At 60.3% G+C, this 25,648-nt stretch carries 25 protein-coding genes; 21 read left to right on the top strand and 4 right to left on the bottom strand.

What is annotated here, in order from left to right:
* Nucleotides 1–141: 141 nt before the first annotated feature.
* Nucleotides 142–1,791, top strand: coding sequence for a hypothetical protein (locus LC354_RS00250; RefSeq protein ID WP_223420768.1), 1,650 nt, complete (start codon nucleotides 142–144; stop codon nucleotides 1,789–1,791).
* Nucleotides 1,788–2,291 (top strand): hypothetical protein, encoded by a 504-nt coding sequence (locus LC354_RS00245; RefSeq protein ID WP_223420767.1) that lies wholly within the window; start codon nucleotides 1,788–1,790, stop codon nucleotides 2,289–2,291. Before LC354_RS00250 ends, LC354_RS00245 begins: the two co-directional genes overlap by 4 nt.
* Before the next feature lie 3 nt (nucleotides 2,292–2,294).
* On the opposite strand, the gene truA is transcribed toward LC354_RS00245, so the two are convergent.
* A complete protein-coding gene (gene truA, locus LC354_RS00240; protein ID WP_223420766.1) occupies nucleotides 2,295–3,062 on the bottom strand; it encodes a tRNA pseudouridine(38-40) synthase TruA in 768 nt (255 codons plus the stop codon).
* Between the two features lie 252 nt (nucleotides 3,063–3,314).
* Here truA and LC354_RS00235 point away from each other — a divergent pair, with 252 nt between their 5' ends.
* From LC354_RS00235 to ileS, 4 genes are all read left to right on the top strand, one after another.
* Complete coding sequence (locus tag LC354_RS00235) at nucleotides 3,315–4,727, top strand: YcjX family GTP-binding protein (RefSeq protein WP_223420765.1); 1,413 nt, start codon at nucleotides 3,315–3,317, stop codon at nucleotides 4,725–4,727.
* A complete protein-coding gene (locus LC354_RS00230; protein WP_223420764.1) occupies nucleotides 4,724–5,173 on the top strand; it encodes a GNAT family N-acetyltransferase in 450 nt (149 codons plus the stop codon). Before LC354_RS00235 ends, LC354_RS00230 begins: the two co-directional genes overlap by 4 nt.
* Nucleotides 5,173–6,186 (top strand): YcjF family protein, encoded by a 1,014-nt coding sequence (locus LC354_RS00225; RefSeq protein WP_223420763.1) that lies wholly within the window; start codon nucleotides 5,173–5,175, stop codon nucleotides 6,184–6,186. Before LC354_RS00230 ends, LC354_RS00225 begins: the two co-directional genes overlap by 1 nt.
* 335 nt (nucleotides 6,187–6,521) lie before the next feature.
* Entirely contained in the window at nucleotides 6,522–9,506 is a 2,985-nt protein-coding gene (ileS, locus tag LC354_RS00220; RefSeq protein WP_223420762.1) for an isoleucine--tRNA ligase, read from the top strand.
* Nucleotides 9,507–9,676: 170 nt separating this feature from the next.
* Here ileS and LC354_RS00215 read toward each other — a convergent pair whose 3' ends face one another.
* On the bottom strand, nucleotides 9,677–11,869 hold the full coding sequence (locus LC354_RS00215) for a primosomal protein N' (RefSeq protein WP_223420761.1): 2,193 nt from the start codon (nucleotides 11,867–11,869) through the stop codon (nucleotides 9,677–9,679).
* Between the two features lie 90 nt (nucleotides 11,870–11,959).
* On the opposite strand from LC354_RS00215, the gene fsa reads away from it, so the two are divergent.
* From fsa to LC354_RS00195, 4 genes are all read left to right on the top strand, one after another.
* Nucleotides 11,960–12,613 carry a fructose-6-phosphate aldolase gene (gene fsa / locus LC354_RS00210; protein ID WP_223420760.1) on the top strand — a complete coding sequence of 218 codons (654 nt, stop codon included), beginning with the start codon at nucleotides 11,960–11,962 and terminating at the stop codon, nucleotides 12,611–12,613.
* 269 nt (nucleotides 12,614–12,882) lie between these two features.
* On the top strand, nucleotides 12,883–13,590 hold the full coding sequence (locus LC354_RS00205) for a DUF484 family protein (RefSeq protein WP_223420759.1): 708 nt from the start codon (nucleotides 12,883–12,885) through the stop codon (nucleotides 13,588–13,590).
* Entirely contained in the window at nucleotides 13,587–14,507 is a 921-nt protein-coding gene (locus LC354_RS00200; protein ID WP_223420758.1) for a tyrosine recombinase XerC, read from the top strand. Before LC354_RS00205 ends, LC354_RS00200 begins: the two co-directional genes overlap by 4 nt.
* A 314-nt stretch (nucleotides 14,508–14,821) precedes the next feature.
* Nucleotides 14,822–15,514: a CDP-alcohol phosphatidyltransferase family protein gene (locus tag LC354_RS00195; protein WP_223420757.1), complete on the top strand. Its 693-nt coding sequence runs from the start codon at nucleotides 14,822–14,824 to the stop codon at nucleotides 15,512–15,514.
* 54 nt (nucleotides 15,515–15,568) lie between these two features.
* On the opposite strand, the gene LC354_RS00190 is transcribed toward LC354_RS00195, so the two are convergent.
* Entirely contained in the window at nucleotides 15,569–16,024 is a 456-nt protein-coding gene (locus LC354_RS00190; protein WP_223420756.1) for a methylated-DNA--[protein]-cysteine S-methyltransferase, read from the bottom strand.
* A 204-nt stretch (nucleotides 16,025–16,228) separates the two neighbouring features.
* On the opposite strand from LC354_RS00190, the gene LC354_RS00185 reads away from it, so the two are divergent.
* From LC354_RS00185 to LC354_RS00170, 4 genes are all read left to right on the top strand, one after another.
* On the top strand, nucleotides 16,229–17,461 hold the full coding sequence (locus tag LC354_RS00185; protein ID WP_223420755.1) for an MFS transporter: 1,233 nt from the start codon (nucleotides 16,229–16,231) through the stop codon (nucleotides 17,459–17,461).
* Between the two features lies 1 nt (nucleotide 17,462).
* Nucleotides 17,463–18,848: an MATE family efflux transporter gene (locus LC354_RS00180; protein WP_223420754.1), complete on the top strand. Its 1,386-nt coding sequence runs from the start codon at nucleotides 17,463–17,465 to the stop codon at nucleotides 18,846–18,848.
* The gene (locus tag LC354_RS00175) at nucleotides 18,848–19,714 is read left to right on the top strand and encodes a 50S ribosomal protein L11 methyltransferase (RefSeq protein ID WP_223420753.1); all 867 of its coding nucleotides are present in this window, start codon (nucleotides 18,848–18,850) and stop codon (nucleotides 19,712–19,714) included. The genes LC354_RS00180 and LC354_RS00175 overlap by 1 nt, the downstream gene beginning before the upstream one ends.
* A 112-nt stretch (nucleotides 19,715–19,826) precedes the next feature.
* Nucleotides 19,827–20,177: a hypothetical protein gene (locus LC354_RS00170; protein ID WP_223420752.1), complete on the top strand. Its 351-nt coding sequence runs from the start codon at nucleotides 19,827–19,829 to the stop codon at nucleotides 20,175–20,177.
* 144 nt (nucleotides 20,178–20,321) lie between these two features.
* Here LC354_RS00170 and LC354_RS00165 read toward each other — a convergent pair whose 3' ends face one another.
* Nucleotides 20,322–20,531, bottom strand: coding sequence for a DUF1127 domain-containing protein (locus tag LC354_RS00165; RefSeq protein ID WP_223420751.1), 210 nt, complete (start codon nucleotides 20,529–20,531; stop codon nucleotides 20,322–20,324).
* A 356-nt stretch (nucleotides 20,532–20,887) separates the two neighbouring features.
* On the opposite strand from LC354_RS00165, the gene ruvC reads away from it, so the two are divergent.
* From ruvC to tolQ, 7 genes are all read left to right on the top strand, one after another.
* The gene (ruvC, locus tag LC354_RS00160; RefSeq protein WP_223420750.1) at nucleotides 20,888–21,388 is read left to right on the top strand and encodes a crossover junction endodeoxyribonuclease RuvC; all 501 of its coding nucleotides are present in this window, start codon (nucleotides 20,888–20,890) and stop codon (nucleotides 21,386–21,388) included.
* Nucleotides 21,385–22,041, top strand: a complete 657-nt coding sequence (gene ruvA, locus LC354_RS00155; RefSeq protein ID WP_223420749.1) for a Holliday junction branch migration protein RuvA — start codon at nucleotides 21,385–21,387, stop codon at nucleotides 22,039–22,041. The genes ruvC and ruvA overlap by 4 nt, the downstream gene beginning before the upstream one ends.
* 3 nt (nucleotides 22,042–22,044) lie before the next feature.
* The gene (ruvB, locus tag LC354_RS00150; protein ID WP_223420748.1) at nucleotides 22,045–23,064 is read left to right on the top strand and encodes a Holliday junction branch migration DNA helicase RuvB; all 1,020 of its coding nucleotides are present in this window, start codon (nucleotides 22,045–22,047) and stop codon (nucleotides 23,062–23,064) included.
* Nucleotides 23,065–23,276: 212 nt separating this feature from the next.
* A complete protein-coding gene (locus LC354_RS00145) occupies nucleotides 23,277–23,900 on the top strand; it encodes a hypothetical protein (protein ID WP_223420747.1) in 624 nt (207 codons plus the stop codon).
* Between the two features lie 53 nt (nucleotides 23,901–23,953).
* Nucleotides 23,954–24,421 (top strand): class I SAM-dependent methyltransferase, encoded by a 468-nt coding sequence (locus LC354_RS00140; protein WP_223420746.1) that lies wholly within the window; start codon nucleotides 23,954–23,956, stop codon nucleotides 24,419–24,421.
* 41 nt (nucleotides 24,422–24,462) lie between these two features.
* Nucleotides 24,463–24,852, top strand: coding sequence for a YbgC/FadM family acyl-CoA thioesterase (locus LC354_RS00135; protein WP_223420745.1), 390 nt, complete (start codon nucleotides 24,463–24,465; stop codon nucleotides 24,850–24,852).
* 99 nt (nucleotides 24,853–24,951) lie between these two features.
* A complete protein-coding gene (tolQ, locus tag LC354_RS00130; RefSeq protein ID WP_223420744.1) occupies nucleotides 24,952–25,647 on the top strand; it encodes a protein TolQ in 696 nt (231 codons plus the stop codon).
* Nucleotide 25,648 lies beyond the last annotated feature (1 nt).

Here is a 25,648-nt window from a genome sequence, read left to right as displayed (position 1 = left end):
TTTCTGACGCAGAAACCCGCATCCACCCTTTGGCAGGTGCGCCAACTGGAAAGCGGTACGCTTTCCGGCCGTTTTTTGTGTCGAAAAACGCTTGCAAGACGAGGGTCAAACGCGGCTAACTGATGGTATGAGCGTTTTGAAATGCCAGCAGTGAAAGACATGGTGCCCGACATCGCGCCCTTACGGCCGCCGGAAGAGGTGATGCGGTTGTCGCGCTTTGGCGCCATGATGCCAACGCGCCTCAGTTTTCTGCGAGCCGTCGTGCGCCGTTTGTGTGCCGAACGCAGCAAGATCACGCGCACCGTCTGGACGATGGACGCGCTGGGACATGGCACGGCCGTCTACAGTGTCGACTTTGGTGGACATACTTATTCTCTCGTCGCCTTGTCTCACGACCTGCCCGAAGATCAACGCAGCGACCGCGTGATCGCAACGGCCTGGGACGCGGTTTTTGTGCTTTATGACGGTGTTCCTTCGTCGTCCGAGGTCGCGCGCATTGCCCGAAATGCGCCCCTGCAGGAAGCCGGCCGGTTCAGCCCCCGCGATCTGGTTTTGAGCCGGGCCAACAAGTCCGTTCGCATGTGGGACGCCACGGCGCGCGCCCTGCAAGCAGGGACGCAACCTGACGCCGCCATGATCCGCGACATCGGCTACCTGATGCGGACCACAGCGGTCTACGGCAATGGCAAGTTCGGGATTGCCGACCGCTATCTTATTGCCGATCGCAAGGGTCTCGGTGGTCCCTTTGCCGCCGAGATGCTGACGGTCTATCTGATCCGTCATTTCACGCTCGATCTGGTTCAGCATGTCGGGCAGGGCAGACTGGACCCGCAACTGGCCCGCCATCTGGGCATTGGCAATGCAACGGGGCTTGGAATGGCGCCGTTCTTGGTGAACCACCCGGTATTGCTGAACAATTGGATGATGGCCCGTGAAACCGCACTCGCGCGTGTGCGACAAATAGAGACGCTGAGCGAGGATCAACAGGCCCATCTCAAAGCGCTGGCAAAGCGCGCGGCGCAACATCTTTCCGAATGGCACGTCCCGGCTAGCGACCATGATGAGGCCTTGCGGCGTCTGGAGCGGGAATGGACCGGCTTCGCGCATCACTTTGATGCGCTCGACGCGCCGCGCCCTATGGATGCATTGTGGGCTGTCGCGCAAAACGCCAGCGTAGCTTTGCAAGAGCTTTTGCTCTCCCTCATCCTCGAACCTTTCGGTGATTTGATCGATGGATTGGCGGATTGCATGGGTGATCCTTTCGGCCCCCTGACCAGCCCCTTTGGCGGCACGCAGGCATTGCGGCATGCAATCGAGACGAATTGGCCCTGGGTCTTCGGGATTGATTACACGGACGCAGAGGCCTGTCGCCGTTTCTGGTATGTCAGTGCGGCCAAGCTGGAACCACGCCTCGGTGACCGGTATTTAGATGTGGGCGCGGAATTGGAAACGCCCCTGGATATCGGGCGGCGCGTAAAGGCACTGTATGAGAACTTGCCGACGACGGACGCTCCGGTCTCGGCGTTTCTGGAGGCCCACCCGGGCCATGCGTTGGCAATCTCAAGGGTCGCACTCACGGCGCGTTACCCTTACGCCGACATACGCGACAATCTCATCGCATCCACCTGCCGCCCAATCGATATGCTACGCTGCAAGCTCAGTTTCTTCGGGGCCACCAAATTCGACCCAAAGTCTGATCTCTGGACGCGGATCACCTTGGCGCAAGGTGCTCCACTTGGGGATGAACTGATGCCTGAAAACGATGATTGGTGGATGCCGGTACTCACATGACGACGCATTCTTGGACCGAAGTGCAGGCGCTGGGAATAAAAGCGGCAAGTGGTGCGGGCGTACCTCCTGCCCAGGCGCTGGCCTTTGGCGCAATGCTGGTGCGGCATCTGGCGGATGGAGGGGCGGAAGGTCCGCTTGCCGCCGCCCTGGAAACCCCGCAGACCATTATTTCTCTGGCCCTGCGCATAGAGCGCGTCGTCGAAGCCGCATCCTTGGGCGTAACGCCTATCAGCGTGATCGAGGACAATCCGGGCCAACGGGCCATGCTGATCAGTTGGCTGTTTGCGCTGCCCTGCCACGCCGACGTCAGGATCCAAGGCAACGCGATCGAAGCATCGTTGATGTTGACCGCACCCAGTCAGCGAAGCAGACCGGACCGGGTCCCCCTCGGTCCGACGCTGGAAACGCAATTGCAGACCCTTGCCGCCAAGACCTATGTGCCCGACAGCGATGCTTCGCGCAATGCTGGCGCAGGGGCGGGCCAGATGGAACTGGACTGAGCCTCAGGCGAACGGATCGTCAGGATAGACGACATGCGCGAGGTACAACCCTTGCGGCGGGCAAACGGGACCGCATGCGGACCGGCTCCGGGCCTCCAGCACAGTTTTCACATCTTCCGGCGCCATGGATCCGCTGCCGACCCGCGCAAGGGTCCCGACAAAGCTGCGCACCTGATTGTGCAGAAATGACCGGGCGCGCACGTCGAAACGGACTTCCGGTCCGTGCAGGCCCTCAACCCGCGTGACATCAAGCATATCGAGCGTCTTGACCGGGCTTTCGGCCTGACAAATGGAGGACCGGAAGGTGGTGAAATCGTGACGGCCGATCAAATGGGCGGCACCCGTGCGCATTGCATCGATGTCCAACGGGGTCTTCACATGCCATACCAGACCGTGCAGATGGGTCGCAGGGGCGCGGCGCATCAACAGGCGAAACTGGTATTGGCGCTCCAACGCTGAAAAGCGCGCGTGCCAGTCATCGGCAACGGCAGCGCACCCGACGATGGCAATGGGATCAGGCATAAGGTGATAGTTCAAGGCCTCCGACAAGCGGAACGGAGTCCAGTCGCGCTCCATGTCACAATGGGCCACCTGCGCGAGGGCATGGACACCGGCATCCGTCCGTCCGGCCGCTGCGATTGTGTGCGCCCGCGGCTCAAGCTTGGCCAGGGCGGTCTCTATGGCCCCCTGCACCGAGCGCTGCCCGCGCTGGCGCTGCCAGCCGACAAACGGCCCACCGTGATATTCGATTTTGAGCGCATAACGTGGCATGGCTGCTCCCCTAAACCCAAAGCAACCGGCAGACAACGGCAGGGCCTGCTTCAAACCGAGCCATAGGTGGCTTGCGCAGAGGCGCAGTCCACCCCTTCTCTCCCTTCTCTGTTCCGAAAAAATCCCCGCCGGAGGCTCCCGAACTCTGCCAAGCAGGCTGTCGCCTCTGGTGAAGCGCCGAAACCCGCCTTATGTTACGCACAACAACATCGGACTGCCGCGCCCCGCAGGCGCGCAAAAGGAGAGCACCGCGTGGTTCTAACGAAGATTGCCGACGGGGTGCTGGATCTGGCCCAGGGCGTTTACGACACCGGTGCGGGTCTGGTCGGGGATCCAACGATTCGTCTGGGCGTCACAGGGTTGGCGCGGTCCGGCAAGACGGTCTTTATCACGTCGCTGGTGGCCAATCTGCTCGACAGGGGCCGGATGCCCCATCTTCTGGCCGCAAGTGAAGGGCGCATTGTGGCGGCATATCTGCAGCCGCAGCCCAATGACACAGTGCCGCGTTTCGACTTTGAAGCGCATATGAATGCGCTCACGGGTGTGCCACCGCGATGGCCGGGAAGTACCCGCGCGGTGAGCGAATTGCGGGTGTCGTTGCGGGTCAAGCCGAACGGAATGTTGGCGGGGCTGCAAAGCCCGCGCACCGTGCATCTGGATATCATCGACTACCCGGGGGAATGGCTGCTCGATCTTGGTCTGCTTGATCAAAGCTATGATACATGGTCCGCCAGTGCGCTGGCGAGGACTGCGAAACGTCAAAGTGGCGCGCGGTATCAAACGCTGGTCGAGACCACGGACGGTGCGACGGACCTCGATGAGGTGCAGGCCAAGGCGCTGGCGGCCAGTTTCACCGAGTATCTGTCAGAGGCGCGAAAAGCAGGCTTTTACGACTGTACGCCGGGGCGGTTCTTGTTGCCCGGTGATCTGGCGGGTTCGCCCGCCCTGACCTTTGCGCCGCTGCCGCCCGGAGACGCGCCGCGCAGATCACTGCGCCGTGAAATGGCGCGTCGGTTCGAGGCTTACAAGGCGCGGGTCGTACGCCCGTTCTTTCGGGATCATTTTTCGCGGATCGACCGTCAGGTGGTGTTGGTAGATGCTTTGGGCGCGATCCATTCAGGCCCGGCAGCGGTCGAGGATATGCGGTACGCAATGGCCGAAATCCTGTCCGCGTTCCGACCGGGCCGAAACGCCTTTCTGACCCAGCTTTTTCGGGGCAAGCGGGTGGAAAAGATCCTGTTTGCCGCCACCAAGGCCGATCACCTGCATCATGCGCAACATGGCAAACTGACCGCGATCATGGAGGCTTTGACGCGCGACGCCCGCGACCGGGCGCGCTTTGCCGGGGCCAATACTCAAGCCTTGTCGCTGGCGGCGTTACGCGCCACGACTGAGGATACAATGATCCATGACGGCGTGCCGTTGGACGTGGTGCGCGGCACATTGCTCGACAGTGGCAAGCAGGCGGCCTTCTACCCCGGTGCGCTGCCTGATGATCCGGGACACATTTTGAACCCGGCCAAATCCGGGGCAACGAAATGGCTGGATGAAGACTACCAGATCATGCGCTTTGCTCCGGCTCCATTGAACTTGCGACCGGGCGACGGGCCGCCGCACATCCGAATGGACCGGGCGGCCCAGTTCCTGATCGGAGACCGATTGTGAAGACGATTGACCTGCGCGCGGCGCGTTCGACCGATGCGGGCAAGGTCGGCGGTATTCTGTCCGAGTTCATTGACCACACGGACTGGATGCCGCGGGTGCACACCCGGGCCGAGGATGTCGGCTTTGCCGGGGACCTGATCGAAAAGGATTGGGTGACGGTCGCGCAGGATGCAAACGAGGTGACGGGCTTTATTGCCTGTGACGGAGAAACGGTTCAGGCACTCTATGTTACCGCTGCGGCGCGACAACAGGGCGTCGGTACCGCGCTGTTGAACCACGCGCAAAATCATCGCGATGCGCTGACGCTCTGGACCTTTCAGGCCAATGTCGAGGCCAAGGCGTTTTATGCCGCGCACGGATTTGTCGTTGTGGAAGAAACGGACGGGGCACGCAATGACGAAGGTTTGCCGGACCTGCGCCTCGAATGGAAAAGGGAGACCGTGTGATGGCCAAAGGCCCGATCCTGATTGAGATTGATGATGACGAGGTCGGCCCGAATGTAGCGGATGCGCCACCCGTGCCAGACGGGCCGATGCCGACGGCCACAGGGGCGGCGATGCAGAACGTGGCGCGGATTGCGGCCCGCAAACCCTCACGATTGGGGCAGTTTTTCTGGGCTGTCGCGGGTGCACTTCTGACGGCGGTGATCAGCACGGCGGCGTGGGATTTCGCCCTTGGCTGGATTGAACGCGCGCCGCTTTTGGGTTGGACGTTTGCGGGGTTGGTTGCGGCCTTGGTTCTGGTGTTGCTGGCGATTGCGTTGCGCGAACTGGCCGCGTTGCGCCGTCTGACCCGGATTGACGATCTGCGCCATGCCGCGGCGACAGCGCTTGAGACACAGGACCTGATCGCGGCGCGGCATGTGACGGACCGGTTGGTGCAACTTTATTCATCACGCCCTGAACTGGAGTGGGGGCAAAACCGGTTGGCCGAATTGCGCGGCGATCAGATGGATGCGGCAAGCTTGTTGGCCTTGACCGAGGCCGAATTGATCGCACCTCTGGATCAGGCAGCTGAACGCGAGGTTGAGGCTGCTGCCCGCCAAGTGGCAACGGTCACGGCCCTTGTTCCGTTGGCACTGGCCGATGTGGTGGCGGCGTTGACAGCCAATCTGCGGATGATCCGCCGTGTTGCCGAGATCTATGGCGGGCGCGGGGGCGTTATGGGGTCATGGCGCCTGACCCGCGCCGTGATGACCCATCTGGTGGCGACCGGTGCTGTTGCGGTGGGCGATGATATGCTGGAGCCGATTGTCGGGGGATCAATCCTTGGCAAGCTGTCACGTCGCTTTGGAGAAGGGCTGGTCAATGGTGCGTTGACCGCGCGGGTCGGGGTTGCCGCGATGGAAGTGTGCCGTCCCGTTCCGTTTGATGCCGACAACCGTCCGCGTGCCAGGCGCCTGGTGAAACAGGCCTTGGGCGGTCTGTTTACCGGGGGCAAGACCGACAGCGCGGCGTGAGCACTTGGTTGGTTTGAACTTTGCCGGACGACTGTTGGGGGTGTTGCAAAGCGGAACGCCTGTCGGCGTACACGATGTTTTGCAGCCGCCTCCGGCAGCTGCGCTATTGGGTCTCTGCCCCAAAGCCCCAGGATATTTGACGCCGAAAGAAGCAGGGTCTTGTGAGCCTCGGCTGGCCTGCCTATAAGGCGACCATGACATATATGTCCATAATTCTGCGAATTATATCCCCGGCGCTCTGATCCAAATCATCGAGCCGCCGGGTAAAGGTGCTTGAGATGTCGCACCGAACCATGTCATTCCCCGATACGATTGATCCATGAAGGACGCCCCACATGTGCGCCGACACGCCTGAGTACAAACACACCCTGAATTTGCCCCGTACCGATTTTCCGATGCGCGCGGGCCTGCCCAAGCGGGAACCCGATTGGCTGGCGCGCTGGGCGAAGATCGGTGTTTATGACCGTCTGCGCGAAAAGACCGGTCGCAAACCATTTACGCTGCATGATGGCCCGCCCTATGCCAACGGCCACCTCCACATCGGTCACGCCCTGAACAAGACGATCAAGGATATGATCGTCCGGTCCCATCAGATGATGGGATTTGATGCCCGCTACATCCCCGGTTGGGATTGTCACGGTCTGCCGATCGAGTGGAAAATCGAAGAGCAGTATCGCAAGAAGGGGCGCAACAAGGACGATGTTCCGATCAATGAATTTCGCGCTGAATGCCGTGAATTTGCCGCCGGTTGGGTCGATATCCAGCGTGAGGAATTCAAACGTCTCGGGATCACCGGAAATTGGGATCGGCCCTATCTGACGATGGATTTCCATGCCGAGCGCGTGATTGCCGAGGAGTTCATGAAATTCCTGATGAACGGCACGTTGTATCAGGGATCAAAGCCGGTGATGTGGTCGCCTGTGGAGCAGACGGCCTTGGCCGAAGCTGAGGTTGAATATCACGACAAGGACAGCTTTACGATCTGGGTGAAGTTCAAGGTCGTCGATTTTTCGTTGCCGGATCTGAATGTTGCGGGCGAGGAAGCATCGGTGGAGGATCGTGCGCCCGCCTTGCAGGTCGAGGTCGACACAGCGCGGGATTTCGAAGGCGCCAAGGTGGTGATCTGGACAACGACGCCTTGGACCATGCCGTCGAACAAGGCGGTGGTCTACGGCGCGGGTATTTCCTACGGCCTTTACGAAGTCATCGGTCGACCCGAAGAATGTTGGGCCAAAATTGGTGAGCGGTTCATCCTCGCAGATCATCTTGCCGCCGATGTGATGGGCCGCGCGCGTCTGGACGAGACGATGTATCGCCGCCTGCGCGACGTGACCCCTTCGCAGTTGGCCGGGATGAAACTGGCGCATCCGCTTGCGGGTGCCGAAGGCGGCAACGGCGAATGGGACGATATCCGTGATTTCCGCGCGGCGGATTTTGTGACCGACACGGAAGGCACGGGTTTTGTGCATTGCGCGCCGTCTCACGGGCTTGAGGAATACGAGCTGTATCGCGATCTTGGGATGCTCGAACAGGTGATCACCTACAACGTGAACCCCGATGGGCGGTTTCGCGACGATCTGCCGTTCTTTGGTGGCAAAGCCATTCTGAAACCCAATGGCAAGGAGGGCAATGCCAACGCGGCTGTCATCGACAAGTTGGCTGAGGTCGGCGGGTTGCTGGCGCGGGGCAAGATCAAACACAGCTATCCGCATTCCTGGCGCTCCAAGGCGCCGGTGATCTATCGCAACACGCCGCAGTGGTTTGCCGCAATCGACAAGCCTGTTGGAGACGGCCTCGATACCCATGGCAAGACAATCCGCGAGCGCGCCTTGACCGAGATCGACAACGTCAATTGGACACCGAAGTCCGGGCGCAACCGCCTGTATTCGATGATTGAGGCACGGCCGGACTGGGTGTTGTCGCGTCAACGGGCCTGGGGCGTGCCGCTGACGTGCTTCACCAAAAAGGGTGCGTTGCCGACGGACGATGATTTCCTGTTGCGCAACCCGCAGGTCAACCGGCGCATCACCTCGTCGTTTGAAGCCGAAGGCGCGGACGCATGGTATGATGAAGACGCCAAGCAACGCTATCTCGAAGGGATCGTGAACCCGGATGATTACGATCAGGTCACGGATATCCTCGATGTTTGGTTTGATTCCGGCTCGACCCATGCGTTTACCCTGCGTGACCGGGAGGACGGCACCGAGGACGGCATCGCCGATGTTTACATGGAAGGCACGGATCAACACCGCGGCTGGTTCCATTCGTCGCTCTTGCAGTCCGTTGGAACCACAGGCCATGCGCCATACCGCAATGTGGTGACTCACGGGTTTACGCTGGATGCCAAGGGCATGAAGATGTCCAAATCCATTGGCAATACCATCGTACCGGAGGAAGTGGTGCGCCAGTATGGGGCCGATATTCTGCGTCTCTGGGTGGCACAGACCGATTATACCGCCGACCAGCGGATCGGGCCGGAAATCCTCAAAGGCGTGGCCGACAGCTATCGCCGTTTGCGCAATACAATGCGCTTCATGTTGGGCTCTCTGTCCGACTTCTCCGAAGAGGATCGCGTCGCGCAGGAAGATATGCCGGAATTGGAACGCTGGGTGCTGCACCGTCTGTCCGAATTGGATGAGGTCGTGCGCGATGGCTATGCAGCCTTCGATTTCCAACGTGTCTTCTCGGCTGTTTTCACCTTTGCGACAGTGGATCTGTCGGCCTTCTATTTCGATATCCGCAAGGATGCGCTCTATTGTGATGGCGACACGGAACAACGCCGCGCCGCCCGGACCGTGCTGGATATCCTGTTCCACAGGCTGACCACTTGGCTCGCACCTGTGCTGGTCTTTACCATGGAAGAGGTCTGGCTCGAGCGGTTCCCCGGCGATGAAAGCTCTGTGCACCTGATCGACATGCCCGAAACGCCAACGGCGTGGCGTGATGCGACGTTGGCGAAGAAGTGGGCGGGCATCCGAACCGCCCGTCGGGCCGTGACGGCAGCTCTGGAAGTGCAGCGGACGGACAAAGTGATCGGGGCATCGCTTGAAGCGTCGCCGGTGGTGCATGTGGATGATGTCGATCTGGCGGAGGTTCTGGGCTCCGTGCCCTTCCAGGATATCTGTATCACTTCATCGATCTCTGTAACGACGGACGCCGCCCCGGATGAGGCGTTTCGTCTGCCGGAAGTGAGCGGCATCGGCGTTGTCTTTGAAAAGGCTGACGGTGAGAAATGCGCGCGCTGCTGGAAAGTGTTGCCCGACGTGGGCACACACACGCACGCAGGCGTTTGCGGGCGTTGTGAAAAGGCACTCGGCTAACACCAATCGGGCCGCACTGCATCGCGGCCCGATACGTCCACGATCCGTATTCTCTGTTCTGAAAAATCCCGGGGGAGGCCGAAGGCCGGGGGCAGAGCCCCAAATCAAGGCGGAGGACACCTCCGCCTTACGGGAATTGTCTGCGCGCACTCTGACAACGTCTGGCGACGTCAATAAAAGCTCTGCGGATCAATATCCACGGCAAGACGTAAGTCACCTTTAAGCCGAACTTGCCCAATCCATTGCGCGATTGCGCCTTGCAGGGCGACACCTTTTCCAGCCTTCACCAACAGGCGCACCCGGTGGCGTCCGCGAATCCGCGCAATCGGAGCAGGGGCGGGGCCATAGACCTGTGCACCCACGCGGGCCAATGCGGCCGTGTTGCGTGCCAGCACATTGGCGACCTCAAAGACCTGGCCCACATCTGGTCCGCTGAGGATAATGCCCGCCATGCGACCGTAAGGCGGCACGCCAGCCTGTTCGCGTTCCGCCGCTTCTGCGCGCCAGAACCCTTCTTCGTCGCCTGCGAGGATCGCGCGGATCACAGGGTGGTCCGGCTGATAGGTCTGCAACAACGCAGTGCCGTGTTTTTCCGCCCGCCCCGCACGCCCGGCAACTTGCCGCATCAACTGAAACGTCCGTTCCGCCGCGCGCAGGTCTGATCCTTGCAAGCCCAGATCCGCGTCGATCACGCCGACCAGCGTGAGGTTGGGAAAATTGTGCCCCTTGGCGACAAGTTGCGTGCCGATGATGACGTCTGCGCCGCCCGCCGCGATCCCTTCTATTTCGGCCTTGAGCGCGCGCGCGCTGCCATACATGTCGGAGCTCAAGACCGCGACCCGCGCGTCCGGAAACAGCTTGACTGCCTCCTCGCCCAACCGTTCGACCCCCGGCCCAACCGCCGCCATGCGCCCTTCCGCGTCGCAAGACGGGCATTTGTCGGGCATCGGCTTGGTCTCGCCGCATTGATGGCACATCAGACGTTTCAGAAAGCGATGCTCCACCATCCGCGCATCGCACTGATCACAGCCGACTTGGTGGCCACAGGCCCGACACAGCGTGATCGGCGCATAGCCTCGTCGGTTCAAAAACAGCATGGCCTGTTCACCCGCATCAAGCCGCGCATCCACGGCGCGTTTCAGCGTGTCCGACACCCAGCGGTCCGAGGGCAGCTTTTCGTTGCGCATGTCGATGGTCTTCATCGTCGGCATCACCGCAGGGCCAAACCGCGCCTCAAGATCCAGCCGGGTGTATTTGCCGCTTTCCGCGTTGGCCCAGCTTTCCAGACTGGGCGTCGCCGACGCCAGAACCACCTGTGCACCCAGCAGCGAGGCGCGCAACACGGCCATGTCGCGTGCGTTATAAAGCACACCGTCTTCCTGTTTGTAGGAGGTGTCGTGTTCTTCATCCACGACGATCAGCCCGAGGTTCTGATAGGGTAGAAACAGGGCTGACCGGGCCCCGATCACCAGTTGCGCGTTGCCCTGACCCACCATGCGCCAGATGCGACGCCGTTCGGTCATGGTGGCCCCGGAATGCCATTCGGCAGGGCGCGCGCCAAAGCGGATTTCGACTCGCTTGAGGAACTCAGCGGTCAGCGCGATCTCGGGCAGCAGCACCAGCGCCTGACGTCCCGCCCGCAGCGCGGCCGCCACCGCTTCGAGGTAGACTTCAGTCTTGCCCGACCCCGTGACACCGCGCAGCAGGGTTGTGCCATATGCGCCACTGGCGACGGCGGCTGCAATCTTGCCTGCGGCGTCAGCTTGATCTGCGGTCAATGCCTTGCCGGGCAGGTTCGGGTCCATGGGCGGGAAGGGCAGGTCGCGCGGGCTGTCTTCCTCGGCGACGGCACCCTTAGTGACGAGCCCCTTGACGACCGATGGCGTGACCCCGGACAGCTCTGCGAGCTCCTTGAGGGTGAAAGACAAGTCGCCATAATCCGCGAGAAAATCCAAAACCCGGCGACGCGCGTCCGTCATTCGATCCGGTACGCCGAAGCCGCGCCGATAGATTTTGCGCATCGACGGCGGATCGCCCAACCCCGGCGCGCGGGTGGCCAGACGCAGCATCGCAGGCATCGGCGTCAGGGTATAGGCGGCCGCCTTTTGCAGAAAGTCGCGCATTTCCAAGCGCATGGGGGCGGCATCCAGCACCCGGATGACCGAACGGATCTTGGCGTAGTCATAGTCCCCTTTGCCCGGTCCCCAGACCACACCCAATACCTTGCGCGGTCCTAAAGGCACTTCGACAAAGGCACCCAGATGGCAGCCGCCCTCCGGCGCCTTGTAATCCAGCGCCCGGTCCAGCGGCTGCGTGGTCAGCACGGCGACCAACGCACCTTCGTCGAAAAACGAATGCGTCATGTTAGCGCCAACAGATCAGGGGTTTTCGCATCACGCTACATGAGGTAAACGCTGAGGGAGCAAACGCCAAGCCATCAAGAGAGGCAGCACATGAAATTTTTCGTAGATACCGCCGAGATAGACGCCATCGCGGAACTGAATGACCTGGGAATGGTCGACGGGGTGACGACGAACCCGTCGCTGATCCTGAAATCGGGACGTGACATCCTCGAAGTGACCAAGGAAATCTGTGATCTGGTCGACGGGCCGGTCAGTGCGGAAGTCGTGGCGCTGGGCGCGGATGAGATGATCGCGGAAGGGCGCAAGCTGGCCGAGATCGCCGAAAACATCGTCGTGAAACTACCGCTGACCTGGGACGGGCTGAAAGCCTGTAAAGTCCTGTCGAGCGAAGGCAAGATGCTCAACGTGACGCTGTGTTTCTCGGCCAATCAGGCGTTGCTGGCGGCCAAGGCGGGGGCGACGTTCATTTCGCCCTTTATCGGGCGGTTGGACGATATTCACATCGACGGAATGGACCTGATCGAGGAAATCCGCACGATTTATGACAATTACGGGTATGAAACCGAGATTCTGGCAGCCTCGATCCGGTCGGTGAACCACGTCAAGGAATGTGCCCTGATCGGGGCGGACGTTGTGACCGCACCGCCGGATGTCATCAAAAAGCTCGCGGGTCACCCGTTGACCAATGCCGGTCTTGATCAATTCATGAAAGACTGGGCCAAGACGGGTCAGAAAATCCTGTAATCGCAGAGCTTTCCAAGCTGCGACAAGATTCTTTGCCTTGCATGGTGCCCGGGGTCGATACCTTCGGGCATCGTTCATGGGTCACGGCGTGACGTGATACCGGCGCGAGAGGTGGCGCAAGCCGCTTCTTGGCGCGTGATCAAGCGGTTTCCACCCGGTCTGACGCCGGGATGCAACAGCCTCCAAAACCTGTTGAATTTAATGATTTTCCGGGCAGATTTTGCGCGGCCTCCATGCTATAGAACTCGAAAATAAAAATTGAGTATGGTATGAGCAGTCAGCCCAAGATCGAAGACGCCCTGCGCGAGGCGATCATTTCGCGTCCCGATGTGATCCTTGATGACAAGGATTTGATGCACGCGCTGATCGCGGCCAATGAACGTGCCATGGGCGACAACATCGTCGACCTGCGCGGTCTCGCGATGGAACGGTTGGAGGCGCGCCTTGACCGTCTCGAAGACACGCACCGGTCCGTCATCGCGGCGGCCTATGAAAATCTGGCCGGAACCAATCAGATCCATCGGGCGATATTGCGGATGCTCGACCCGTTGGAATTTGAGCCGTTCCTGCGCGATCTTTCCGGCGACGTCGCCGACACATTGCGCGTGGATGCGATCAAACTGGTTTTGGAATCCCTGCAAAATGACAACGATCCAGCCATCAATCGTCTGGGCGATGTGCTGAGCGTGGCGGAACCGGGGTTCATCGACAGTTACCTGACCCATGGGCGCGGCGGCACGGTGCGACAGGTGACTTTGCGCCAGGTGCAGGCGGTCGAGCCTGCCATTTATGGTGATAATGGCGACCTGATCGGGTCAGAAGCCTGTCTGAAGCTTGATTTTGGCGATGGGCGTTTGCCGGGGCTTTTGGTGCTGGGAGCAAAGGACCCGAATATGTTTGGCCCGCATCAAGGGACGGACTTGCTGGCTTTCTTTACGGGCGTCTTTGAACGCGCCATGCGGCGCTGGCTGGGATGAGCATGATCTCCCCCGCGGCCCGCGACGCGCTGGAAATGTTTCTGGCTTATCAGCGTGGTATCAAGGGGGCAGCGGGCAATACTATTACTGCCTATTGCGGCGATATTACCGAGTTCCTCGTTTTCATGACCGAGCATAGCGGCCAGGTTCAGGGCCTGGGCGCATTGGCCCGCATAACAACGCAGGATATGCGCGCCTGGATGGCACGGACCCGGACCGGCGGTGTCGGGTCCAGATCGCTGGCGCGCAAACTGTCCTCGGTCAAAGCGTTCTACAAATGGCTGGCCGGGCGTGAGGGGTTTGAACCCACCGCCGTTTTGTCCACCCGATCACCGAAATTCACCAAGAAATTGCCGCGCCCTTTGGCCGAAGATTCGGCGCGCGATGTTTTGGACATCGCATCGATGCAATCGGACAAACCATGGGTTGGGTTGCGCGACACGGCTGTTTTGACACTGCTGTGGGGGTGCGGTTTGCGGATCTCCGAGGCGCTCAGCTTGACGGGCGCGGACGCGCCGGTGCCTCAGGTTCTGCGGATTGTCGGTAAAGGCGGGAAAGAACGGATCGTGCCGGTCATCGACGCCGCGCGGGATGCCGTTGCCGCCTATGTCACCGCTTGTCCCTATGATCTGCCTGAAGACGGGCCCCTGTTTCGCGCGATACGGGGCGGGGCCTTGTCGCCGCGCACAATCCAGAACGTGATGTCTCAGGCGCGGATGCAATTGGGGTTGCCCGCCAGCGCCACGCCGCACGCAATGCGGCACAGCTTTGCCACACATCTGTTGAACGCGGGCGGGGATTTGCGATCAATCCAGGAACTGCTGGGCCACGCGTCCTTGTCAACGACACAAGCCTATACCGCCGTGGACACCGTCCGCCTGATGGAAGTCTATGCCAAGGCACATCCCAAGGCCTGAGCACTACGTCAAGATGCGTGAAAAGGGATGACACTCTGGCCGCTAAGTTCCCATGTTTGAAATGGATCACGACGAAGCACCAAGTGTCTTCCTCGGGTCTCCAGCCAAAGGGCAAAGTGACGAAGGTCAAGAAAGTGATACGCCAGGATTTTCACTTCGGCCGAGAATGTCTGAGTAGGCTGGTATATCCGGTCGGGGAACTGCGCCCGACGCAATAGTGCGGAACGCGGATGTGAGCATCGGCCAATGCTGCGCCGGTCGGTCGGCGCGGTTTTGCATTTGCATCACCCAGCATCTTATCGCATGACGTCACAATGAACGAAAAAACACGTGCATTAAGTGTTCATCTGCTGACCGCCACCGGGGCGGTCTTTGCAATGCTGGCGATGCTTGCAGCCGTAGATGAAAAATGGGACCTGATGTTTTTGTGGCTGGTCGTCGCTTTTTTCGTCGATGGGATCGACGGGCCGCTGGCGCGCAAATACGACGTCAAAACCAATGCGCCCGAGTTCGACGGGGTGCTGCTTGATCTCATTATCGATTACCTGACCTATGTCTTCATTCCGGCTTTTGCGCTGTTCAAGTCTGGTTTGATGGACGGGTGGACAGGTTGGTTTGCGATCATCCTGATCACCTTTGCCTCTGCCTTGTACTTTGCCGATAACAGAATGAAAACGAAGGATAATTCCTTCAACGGCTTTCCCGGATGCTGGAATATGCTGGTGCTGGTGATCTTTGCCCTCGAGCCGAATTTCTGGATTTGTCTTGCAATGGTGACGGTGCTGGCCGTCGCAATGTTTCTGCCGCTCAAGTTCATCCATCCGGTGCGGACCGAACGCTGGCGCGCGGTGAGTTTGCCCATTGCCATCGCCTGGACGGTCTTTGCCGGATGGGCGGCCTGGGTCGATTTTCATCCAGAAAGCTGGGCACATTGGGGGCTGGTCGTGACCTCGGTTTACCTGATGCTGGCCGGGGTGGCACAGCAACTCATACGCGAACGCTGGTAAAGCTGCCGTCATTCCTCCGCACCGCATTGCGCACCCGGAAATTACAGGCTTGGCCTAGATCAAAAAACCGCCAGCCCCTTCGTGTTTCAACAAGGCGACCTTGGTCTCCACGCCGCCAGCCCCTGAAAACCCGGTCAATCCCTTTGCCCCCATGACCCGGTGGCACGGTATGATGATCGGAATGGGATTGTTGCCGCAGGCTTGCCCAACCGCCTGCGCAGGTACGCAAAGGGCACGGGCGATATCACCATAGGTCACCGTATCGCCAAAGGGGATGGCCTGCATCGCGCGGCACACATCGCGTTGAAACTGCGATCCCCTGACAAAAAGTGGCAAGTCAAACGCCGTGCGTGTGCCTGCGTTATACTCTTCCAGTTGCAAGCACGCAGCGTCCAGAACGTCCGATGGGTCGCTGCGCTCGGACGTGCCCCATGTCAGGCGCGTGATTGCGCCATCCTCCTCGGTCACGATGAGCGGGCCAAACTGTGTATGAACATCTCGGTGCTGCAAGTCGCTAGTATCCAGCCACAACAGGCATCAGGACAACCCGAAACCTGCGCGTTTGCGATCTTCATCTTGCCAGGAAAACTCCCGCCGGAGGCTCCTGCACCATCAACTTGCGCCGTGCTCTGCGTCTGTAAGGCGCACTTGCAATGCGCACAAGCGCACATTCCCTCTCTCGCCTGGTCCGAAAAAAGGGCGTATGGCAGTTCCATGGTTCGTCTTGTTCGCCTTGCCGATGCATCTACGCTGCCCCTGTGGCGGCGGCCGATCTCGCTTTTGTTTCTCATGGCGTTCGCCATGCCGATCGCGTTTTCGGTGTGGTTGGCACTGCTCAACAACTTTGTGGTCGAAGCCGCGAATTTCGACGGGGCCGACATTGGCCTCTTGCACGCGATCCGCGAAATCCCGGGCTTTCTGGCGGTTGGCGTGATCCTCGTGATCATGTTTGTGCGCGAACAGGTGCTGGCTCTGTCGTCGCTGATCCTGCTGGGGGTCACCACGGCCCTGACGGCGCATTTCCCGCAATTGCAGGGCATCCTGATCCTGACCTTCCTCAGTTCCGTTGGGTTTCACTATTACGAAACGGTCAACCAATCGCTGCAATTGCAATGGCTGCCCAAGGACCGCGCGCCGCAAACGCTGGGCTGGCTGATGGCTGCGGGATCAATTGCGACCTTCCTCGTCTATTTCGTCATCATGATCCTGTGGGAACCGTTGGGCCTGACCTACAACATTGTCTACATGGTTGGCGGCGGCATCACGGTGTCCATCGCGCTCTTTGCCATGTTCGCCTATCCGCAGTTCGAAGCCCCGCATCCGCAGCTCAAGGCGTTCATTCTGCGCCGCCGGTATTGGCTTTATTACGCGCTGCAATTCATGTCAGGCGCACGTCGTCAGATCTTCATGGTGTTCGCAGGCTTCATGATGGTCGAAAAATTCGGGTTTCAGGTTCACGAATTGACTGCGCTGTACCTGATCAACCTGATGGTCAATATCGTCGTCGCACCGCTTCTGGGCAGGATCGTGGCGACTTACGGCGAACGCAAAGCGCTTGTCTTTGAATATGCGGGGCTCGTCGTCGTGTTCCTGTCTTATGGCGGGGTCTATTTTCTCGGCTGGGGGATCTTTGTGGCGGCAGCGCTTTATGTGATCGATCACATCTTTTTCGGCCTCGCGCTCGCGCTCAAGACCTACTTCCAGAAAATCGCAGACCCCGGTGATATTGCGCCAACGGCTGCCGTCGCCTTCACGATCAACCATATCGCCGCGGTTGGTCTGCCGGTGCCTCTGGGTCTGTTGTGGCTGGTGTCGCCTGCATCGGTCTTCTTCCTTGCGGCGGGCATGGCCGCGACGTCGCTGATGTTGGCCCTTCTAATTCCGCGCCATCCAGCACCGGGATACGAGACGCGCTTTGCCCGCGGCTTGCCGGCCCCTGCCGAATAGGATGGCAGAGGGGCGCTTTCTGACAGGTTCGACCATGGGGCATGTGGTGCGGATGACGGCTTCGGGGGCCGTCGGCATTACATTCGTGTTTCTCGTGGATGCGGCCAACCTGTTCTGGATTTCCCAATTGGGACAGCCGCAACTGGTTGCGGCCATCGGGTTTGCCTATGCCATCCAGTTCTTTTCTGTGTCCTCCGGCGTGGGTCTGATGATTGCGGGCACTGCGCTGGTGTCGCGCCGCATCGGCGAAGGGGACCGCGCAGGCGCGCGCCGTCAGGCCGGTGCATCCATCGCCATTTCGGCGTTTGTTCAGGCCTGTGTCGCGTTGGCGGTCATTCTGATGCGCCATGAACTGGTGCGTTGGGCCGGAGCAACGGGGGAGACGGCCGCGCTGTCAGCGCGCTACCTTGGCTGGACGATGCCGTCCTTGGTGCCTATGGCCGTTGCCTTGTCCACCTCAGCCACCTTGCGGGCGGAGGGGCTGGCGGCCAAGGCGATGTATGTCACCTTGTTCTCGGGGCTGTTCTTGATGATCGTTGACCCGATTTTAATCCTGTATCTGGGTTTGGGTCTGGACGGCGCGGCCTTTGGTTTGATCCTCTTTCGGTTTTGCCTGATGGGCCTCGCGGTGTTCTTTGCCGTTTATCAGCATGATCTGGTGGCGCGCCCGAATTGGGCATCCGTCAAGTCGACATGGCCGATTTATGCGGCCGTCGCTTTGCCCGCCATTGCCACCCAATTGGCGACGCCGGCGGGCAACTACATTCTGACCATGGTCATTGCACCCTTTGGCGATGACGCCGTGGCCGCCTGGGCCGTTGTCGGGCGTCTCACGGTGCTGGCCTTCGGCGGCATCTTTGCCCTCTCTGGGGCCATCGGTGGCATCTTTGGCCAGAACTACGGGGCCGGACACTATGACCGGCTGCGCAGCACCTACCGGGACGCCCTTATTTTCTGTGCGCTTTACACGCTGGTGATGTGGGGCGTACTGGTCGCGGCGACGCCGGTGGTCATCGACGCCTTTGGGCTGACGGGGCAGGGCGCCGAGGTTTTGCGGGCCTTTACTTCGGTCGGTGTCGGGGCATTTGTTTGCGTGGGCGCGCTGTTCGTGTCGAACGCGGCCTTCAACAATCTGGGCAAACCGGGGCGGTCCACCCTGTTGAACTGGCTGAAAGACGGAATGCTGAGTTGGCCCGCCGCCACATTGCTTGCGGGCAGTTTCGGCGCTGCGGGCATAATTTACGGTCAGGCTGTCGCAGGTATCATCATGGGCGGGCTTGCGGCGGTGTGGGGCTGGCACTATGTGGCGCGCCTGGGCCCGCAAAGTGAGATTATCCCGCCGCCGCCGCGCCCCTGGCCCAATTTCGACAGATACCGGAGACGATGATGCCCACCTGGACCGCCCTTACGACCCTTGACGGCAAAGCCGCCGCAACCGCCCTTGGCGAAGCGCTGGAACGGATGCAGCCCGAACCCACCGGTGTGGGGGTTTTCGAGGTCGAGGACGGTTCTGGCCTTTGGGAAGTGGGTGCGTATTTCACCGAAAGCCCGGATGACACAGCCCTGTTGATCCTGTCCACCGCATTGGGGGCCAAACCCTTCAGGGTCTCCGAACTGCCGGAAACCGATTGGGTCGCCCATGTGCGGCGCGAACTGGCACCGGTCGAGGCGGGTCGCTTTTTCGTCTATGGCAGCCACGACGCGGACAAAGTGCCGCCGGGCAAACACGCACTGCTGATCGAAGCGGCGATGGCCTTTGGCACCGGACATCACGGCACGACGCTGGGCTGTCTGCAGGCTCTGGACCGGCTGGCCGATGATGGTTTTCATGGCAAACGCGTCGTCGATATCGGCTGCGGTACTGCCGTGTTGGCGATGGCGGCGGCGGCGCTTTGGCCCGAACCCGTTCTGGCCAGCGATATCGATGCGCAAGCGGTCGAGGTGGCGGAGGCCAATTTGCGTGCCAACGCGATGGAAGCCCGGGTCAGCGTCGTTGAAGCGGCGGGATTTGATCATGCCGCGCTGGCCGGACCGTTTGACCTGATCTTTGCCAATATCCTCAAAGGGCCACTGTTGGCGCTCGCTCCGGATCTGGCTGCGCGGCTCGAGGATGGGGGATTCGCAATTTTGTCCGGCATTTTAAACGAACAGGCGGACGACGTGATCAACGTTTATGCGCAGGTTGGAAACAGTCTGGTCCACCGGGCGGAGATTGGTGACTGGACCACGCTGACGCTGCAGAAAAAGCGGTGAATAGGCGCGGTTTTAACTGCTTTTGATGTATTTGCCCAGATTTTGACAAAATTCAGATGCAGTCCTGTTGCATCGAACGGGTGGGGGCCTGTTTCGAAGTAACGAGGCTGTCATGGTTGACACGGAGGCAGATTTTCAAAAACGCTTGGCTTTGCTGGGTCGCAAACATGCTACGATGGCAAAAGGCTATGTGATGCGCATGCGTCCCGATGGGCTGGTGGTTGTTCACCTTACCCGCCCAAATGCGCGCCGTGTGTTTCCGCTCAGGGGCCTGATTTTTCTGGCTGTCGGGTTTTGCGTTTTTAAAGCGCTGATCCTCGTTTCGCTCGGAGACGCCACATATGACGCGCGTATAGACAAGCTGGCACAGGGCACGATCATTGAACAAAGCGGTGCCTGGCTCATGCATGTCGATCCTGTGACGGACCTCGTGGCAGGTGCCCTGAAATCGATTGCGCGCTAAGATTGATCGATAGTGTGCGGCATCTTGGAGGGAGGTTTCTTCCGTGACGCCAATCCCGAAACAAGAAAAAACCGCGACGCCTTGTTCAGGGTGTCGCGGTTTTGCCCGTACTGGGCCCCAGTCCGATTGGGAATGTGAATGGGTTCATTTGCCGATTGCAACACTTTCGATGTCGCCACGGACGAGGCCGATGTCGTTCAGTTCGCGGTCGGACAGGCCGGACAATGTGTTGCGGGTCACGCGGGCGTCGTTCCACGATACGATCGAAGCGATCAGCGATGTGAAAAAGCCGGAGACTTTGCCTGCAACAGGTGCAGCGCCATATGCGGAGTGAGTGGTGTCAAAAGCAGCCATTGCAATATTCCTCTTGGTTTGTCGTTTCCGCTGAACCATTCAGCGGGTTGAGGGGCATTTAGGCATAGTGCGAAAACTCCACAAGCCGTTAAATTTCATATGAGCCATGCGATTTTTGCATATCGATTTTCGGGCGATAACCTAAAGTAAATTAAACAAAAAGTTGTGATTTCGAGTGTCGTTTTCAGACCTTTCCGGACGCAATTGATCCATGCCGTGACACCTGTGTCGCGTTTGGAAAAGCCGGTGTCGGAAATTGGCTTTTGCGGTTAACGCTTGGCGGATGTTCGCCTTTCGTGCTACTGCGTTAAAAAAGCCACGAAAAGGCTGGAACGGGCAAAGGGCAGGTCACTTATATGCGAATTTTGGGAATCGATCCGGGGCTGCGCCATATGGGGTGGGGCGTGATAGATGCAGATGGCCCGCGATTGCGCCATGTGGCCAATGGGGTATGCCATTCGGTGGGGGATGATCTTCCGCTTCGGCTGCTGAGCCTTTTCGAGCAACTGACCAGCGTTGTAACCGCCTACGGTCCGGATGCCGCCGCGATCGAGCACACCTTTGTGAACAAGGACGGCGCAGGAACACTCAAACTGGGGCAGGCGCGCGGTGTGGCCATGCTGGCCCTGGCGCGGGCCGGGCTGAGCATTGGCGAATACGCGCCGAACGCCGTCAAAAAGACCGTCGTGGGTGTCGGCCACGCAGACAAACGGCAGGTGGCCCACATGGTCCGGGTTCAATTGCCAGGCGTCAGGCTTGAAGGGCCGGATGCCGCTGATGCGCTGGCCATTGCCATCTGTCATTCGCATCAGGCGGGCGGAGCATTGGCGGCAGCCGTTGCACGGGTGCGCATATGATCGGGAAGCTGACGGGCCGCATCGATTACCGCGCTTTGGACCACGTTCTGATCGATGTGCGCGGGGTCGGGTATATTGTCTATTGCTCTGACCGGACGATGGCGGGTTTGCCGGGTGTGGGTCAGGTCTGCGCGCTCTTTACGGATCTGGTTGTCCGCGAGGACTTGATGCAGCTGTTCGGCTTTCCCACACTTGCAGAAAAGGAATGGCACCGCTTGCTGATGTCCGTGCAAGGCGTGGGTGCCAAGGCGTCTCTCGCGATCCTCGGGACGTTGGGCCAGGATGGTGTCAGCCGCGCGATTGCGCTCGGAGACTGGAATGCGGTGAAAGCCGCCAAAGGCATTGGTCCCAAGATCGCGCAGCGCATAGTGTTGGACCTGAAGGACAAAGCGCCGTCCGTTATGGCCATGAGCAGTTCGGTGGCTGCGGCGATGGGCGATGCAGCGGCGGATGGCGATGTGATCGAGCCCGTTATCGCTCAGGCCGTCCCTGCGTCGTCTGCGCAGGCTGACGCTCTCTCCGCGCTCGGCAATCTGGGCTATGGTCCGTCGGATGCGGCGGCCGCCGTCGCGCAAGCGGCAGGCGAGACGCCAGAGGCCGAAACCTCTGCGCTGATCCGGGCCGCCTTGAAATTGCTGGCCCCGAAAGGCTGATCCATGTCCGAGCCTGACCCCACATTGCGTCCCGCGCCCATGCCCGAAGATCACGACCGCGCCTTGCGCCCACAAACTCTGGATGATTTCGTGGGACAGGCCGAGGCGCGCGCGAACCTGCGCGTCTTTATTCAGTCGGCGCGCCAGCGTGGCGAGGCGATGGACCACACGCTGTTTCACGGCCCCCCCGGTTTGGGCAAGACGACGCTGGCGCAGATCATGGCGCGTGAACTGGGCGTCAACTTCCGCATGACCTCCGGCCCCGTGCTGGCACGCGCAGGTGATCTGGCCGCGATCCTGACCAATCTGGAAGCGCGCGATGTGCTGTTCATTGACGAGATTCACCGCCTCAACCCGGTGGTCGAAGAGGTGCTTTATCCCGCGCTCGAAGACTTCGAGCTTGATCTGGTGATCGGCGAAGGGCCTGCGGCCCGCACGGTGCGGATCGAATTGCAGCCCTTTACGCTGGTGGGTGCTACGACCCGGATGGGACTGCTGACCACGCCACTGCGGGACCGTTTCGGCATTCCGACCCGGTTGCAGTTTTACACCGAAGACGAGTTGTTCATTATCGTGGATCGCAATGCCCGCAAGCTGGGCGCGCCGGCAGATGAAGGCGGCGCGCGCGAGATCGCGCGCCGTGCACGCGGCACACCCCGCATTGCGGGCCGGTTGCTGCGCCGTGTCGTGGATTTTGCCATTGTCGAAGGGGACGGGCGGGTGACACGCGCTTTGGCAGACAACGCGCTGACGCGTCTGGGGGTGGACGCCCTTGGGCTGGATGGGGCGGACCGACGGTATCTGAGCCTGATCGCTGAACATTACGGCGGTGGACCCGTCGGTATCGAGACACTGAGCGCTGCACTTTCCGAGAGCCGCGATTCACTGGAAGACGTCATCGAGCCGTATCTGTTGCAACAAGGCCTGATCCAGCGCACCCCGCGCGGGCGGATGTTGGCGGCGCGGGCGTGGCGGCATCTGGGGCTGGACGCCCCGCGGGTGGCGGGTGATCTGTTCGACTGAAGGCCGGAGGACGACGCGCGTTCTCCGGCCTGACGGCCTTGAACGACGCCCCGCCCGCCGTCCCATTCATGCGGCTATGGCGTGCAGAACCTGATCGAGGGGCCAGCCCTTCGGGCTGCCCCGGATGGTTTTGGCCAAGAGAAGCAGGTGGGGGCGATTGAGCTTGATTGGTCGGCGGGGTAGATCGATGTGCGGAATGGTTGGAGAAGCTTATGACAGCGGATGAGATCGAGGCGTTGTTTACGCGGGAAAGTGGTGACTATGTCTTTGCCCGATGGGGGCGGCCATTGGCGCCGGTGGTCTTTGGTGTCGAGGATCAGACCCTCGGGACCGTGAAAGGGGCGATCGAGGCGGTGTGTCAGCTTGCGGGCCATGAGGTGGTTGAAACCGACCCTGAATTGGGCGCGAATTTCATGTGGTTCTTTTTCACGGATTGGGCGGAATTGCCCGAAGTACCGGGGCTGGATCGCCTGATCCAGAATCTGGGACCCTTGGTGGAGCGCTTGCAGGCCGCCGATGCCAACCAGTATCGTGTGTTTCGATTTGATGATGCGGGCGCCATTCAGGCGTGTTTCGTATTTTTGCGGATGGACGCACATTTGTCGAAGGTGCCTGCAGAGACTTTGGCCTTGTCCCAGGTGGTGCAGTCCTTTCTGCTCTGGTCTGATCTGGCATTTCGCGCGCGCTCGCCTTTGGCCGTTGCAGGTGACACAACCGTTTTGCGCCCTGATATCGCCGGGGTGATCCGGGCTGCTTATGATCCGTTGATGCCCGTTGCGGCGATGGATGCGAGCCATGCCTTGCGTCTGGCTGCACGTGTCGCCCCTGTCAGTTGATCCACGCAGCGTTTCGGTGGGCCTGCATCGACCCGGCCGTTTTATGGGCCCCGTTGCGCCCCTTTTTCCCTGCGCAGCCGGCACGTATTCTGGACGTTGGCGCAGGCAGTGGGCGGGATGCGGCATGGTTTTTCCGTCTGGGCTATGCGGTCACTTGCGTGGAACCGGACCGGCGTTTGTGGCCGATTTCAGCGGATTGGGAGGCTGATGGCCTGCCTGCGTTGTCCGGTCTGAGCGGGCGCTTCGATCTGATCACGATCTCGGCGGTTTGGCATCTTCTGCCGGATCACGATTGGTCTGCCGCGTTTGAAAGACTTGCGGATCTGGCCAAGCCGGGGGCGCGGCTCATTCTGTCGTTGCGGCTGCCGCCCATGACTGGCGCCGACGACGTGGCTGCGCTTGCGCAAGGGGCAGGGTGGCAATTGCATGACGTCTGTCGAAGGGCATCTTTGCAAGCGGGCAACCGCACCGCTGGTGTCATGTGGGATTGGTGTGTGTTTGCGCGGGTTGCACCTGCATGAGGTCCGCGTAAACTCGATTCAGCATCCGGAGAACCGAAAGCATGGCGCATCTTTTTCCAATCACCGTCTTTTACGAAGACACCGATATGGCGGGTATCGTCTATTACGCAAACTATTTGCGGTATATCGAACGGGCACGCTCGACCATCGTGGAAGAGATGGGCGTCGACCAAAATGCGATGCGCGCGGAAGGCCTGGTGTTTGCCGTCACGCGGGTCGAGGCTGATTATATTGGCGCGGCGCGCCTTGGAGATCGGTTGGAAGTGGTGACGACACATCAGGCCGCCAGCCCGGTGCGCTGGACGTTTGACCAACAGGTGCGGCGGGGCGATGACCTGATCTTTCGCGCGCATGTTGTGGCAGTGTGTATGACGACAGCCGGAAAACCGACCCGACTTCCCGCGGAAATCCGCGCAATCATCGCGAAATAAAGCGGTTCTGACGTCGAAGTGATAGCATTCTGCGTGGTCGTCAGCTATGCTTTGACGCAATAAGGGCCACGAAATGCGCCCACAACAAAGAGCAGGCAAATGGAAGCAGAAACCCTCGCCCTGGCGCAGGAGATTGATTTCTCTATGTGGGGCCTTTTCGCGCGCGCCACCCTGACGGTGAAGTTGGTGATGATCATGTTGATCATCGCGTCTTTCTGGTCTTGGGGCATCATCATTCAGAAACTGATCGTCTATCGTCGGGCGCGGGCCGAAGCGGCACGCTTTGATCAGGCGTTTTGGTCTGGGGAGCCGTTGGACGGCCTCTTTGAACAGATCGGGCCAGATCCGGACGGGGCGGCCGAAAAGGTGTTTGCTGCCGGCATGGTCGAATGGCAGCGGTCGCATCGCGATGACGGCGGGTTGATTGCCGGGGCCACGGCCCGGATCGATCGCAGCATGGACGTGGCCATCAACAAGCAAAGCGAGAAATTGCAGAACGGATTGACCGTGCTGGCGACGGTCGGGTCCTCAGCGCCCTTTATTGGCCTTTTTGGTACCGTCATCGGCATCATGAATGCGTTCATCGAGATTGCAGAACAACAAAACACCAACCTTGCCGTCGTGGCCCCGGGCATCGCCGAAGCGCTTTTGGCAACCGGGCTTGGATTGTTGGCGGCGATCCCGGCGGTCATCTTCTACAATAAGCTCAGTGCGGACAGCGACGCGATTTCGTCCGGTTACGAGGCGTTTGCCGACGAATTCGCGACCATCCTCAGCCGCCAGTTGGACAGCTGAG

The organism is Tateyamaria pelophila, from assembly GCF_019966495.1.
Classification (GTDB): Bacteria; Pseudomonadota; Alphaproteobacteria; order Rhodobacterales; family Rhodobacteraceae; genus Tateyamaria; species Tateyamaria pelophila.
Note: the sequence above shows the minus strand (reverse complement) of the source record. Positions and strands in the feature narration are given on the sequence as shown.

What these genes read in the sequence shown, in the direction of transcription:
- LC354_RS00200 (WP_223420758.1), top strand. Translation starts at nt 13,587, where the DNA reads ATGAGCATGATCTCCCCCGCGGCCCGCGACGCGCTGGAAATGTTTCTG.
- LC354_RS00185 (WP_223420755.1), top strand. Translation starts at nt 16,229, where the DNA reads ATGGTTCGTCTTGTTCGCCTTGCCGATGCATCTACGCTGCCCCTGTGG.
- LC354_RS00245 (WP_223420767.1), top strand. Translation starts at nt 1,788, where the DNA reads ATGACGACGCATTCTTGGACCGAAGTGCAGGCGCTGGGAATAAAAGCG.
- LC354_RS00145 (WP_223420747.1), top strand. Translation starts at nt 23,277, where the DNA reads ATGACAGCGGATGAGATCGAGGCGTTGTTTACGCGGGAAAGTGGTGAC.
- LC354_RS00250 (WP_223420768.1), top strand. Translation starts at nt 142, where the DNA reads ATGCCAGCAGTGAAAGACATGGTGCCCGACATCGCGCCCTTACGGCCG.
- ileS (WP_223420762.1), top strand. Translation starts at nt 6,522, where the DNA reads ATGTGCGCCGACACGCCTGAGTACAAACACACCCTGAATTTGCCCCGT.
- LC354_RS00170 (WP_223420752.1), top strand. Translation starts at nt 19,827, where the DNA reads ATGGTTGACACGGAGGCAGATTTTCAAAAACGCTTGGCTTTGCTGGGT.
- LC354_RS00215 (WP_223420761.1), bottom strand. Translation starts at nt 11,869, where the DNA reads ATGACGCATTCGTTTTTCGACGAAGGTGCGTTGGTCGCCGTGCTGACC.
- truA (WP_223420766.1), bottom strand. Translation starts at nt 3,062, where the DNA reads ATGCCACGTTATGCGCTCAAAATCGAATATCACGGTGGGCCGTTTGTC.
- ruvC (WP_223420750.1), top strand. Translation starts at nt 20,888, where the DNA reads ATGCGAATTTTGGGAATCGATCCGGGGCTGCGCCATATGGGGTGGGGC.
- ruvA (WP_223420749.1), top strand. Translation starts at nt 21,385, where the DNA reads ATGATCGGGAAGCTGACGGGCCGCATCGATTACCGCGCTTTGGACCAC.
- LC354_RS00135 (WP_223420745.1), top strand. Translation starts at nt 24,463, where the DNA reads ATGGCGCATCTTTTTCCAATCACCGTCTTTTACGAAGACACCGATATG.
- LC354_RS00205 (WP_223420759.1), top strand. Translation starts at nt 12,883, where the DNA reads ATGAGCAGTCAGCCCAAGATCGAAGACGCCCTGCGCGAGGCGATCATT.
- LC354_RS00195 (WP_223420757.1), top strand. Translation starts at nt 14,822, where the DNA reads ATGAACGAAAAAACACGTGCATTAAGTGTTCATCTGCTGACCGCCACC.
- tolQ (WP_223420744.1), top strand. Translation starts at nt 24,952, where the DNA reads ATGGAAGCAGAAACCCTCGCCCTGGCGCAGGAGATTGATTTCTCTATG.
- LC354_RS00165 (WP_223420751.1), bottom strand. Translation starts at nt 20,531, where the DNA reads ATGGCTGCTTTTGACACCACTCACTCCGCATATGGCGCTGCACCTGTT.
- LC354_RS00180 (WP_223420754.1), top strand. Translation starts at nt 17,463, where the DNA reads ATGGCAGAGGGGCGCTTTCTGACAGGTTCGACCATGGGGCATGTGGTG.
- LC354_RS00175 (WP_223420753.1), top strand. Translation starts at nt 18,848, where the DNA reads ATGCCCACCTGGACCGCCCTTACGACCCTTGACGGCAAAGCCGCCGCA.
- ruvB (WP_223420748.1), top strand. Translation starts at nt 22,045, where the DNA reads ATGTCCGAGCCTGACCCCACATTGCGTCCCGCGCCCATGCCCGAAGAT.
- fsa (WP_223420760.1), top strand. Translation starts at nt 11,960, where the DNA reads ATGAAATTTTTCGTAGATACCGCCGAGATAGACGCCATCGCGGAACTG.
- LC354_RS00225 (WP_223420763.1), top strand. Translation starts at nt 5,173, where the DNA reads ATGGCCAAAGGCCCGATCCTGATTGAGATTGATGATGACGAGGTCGGC.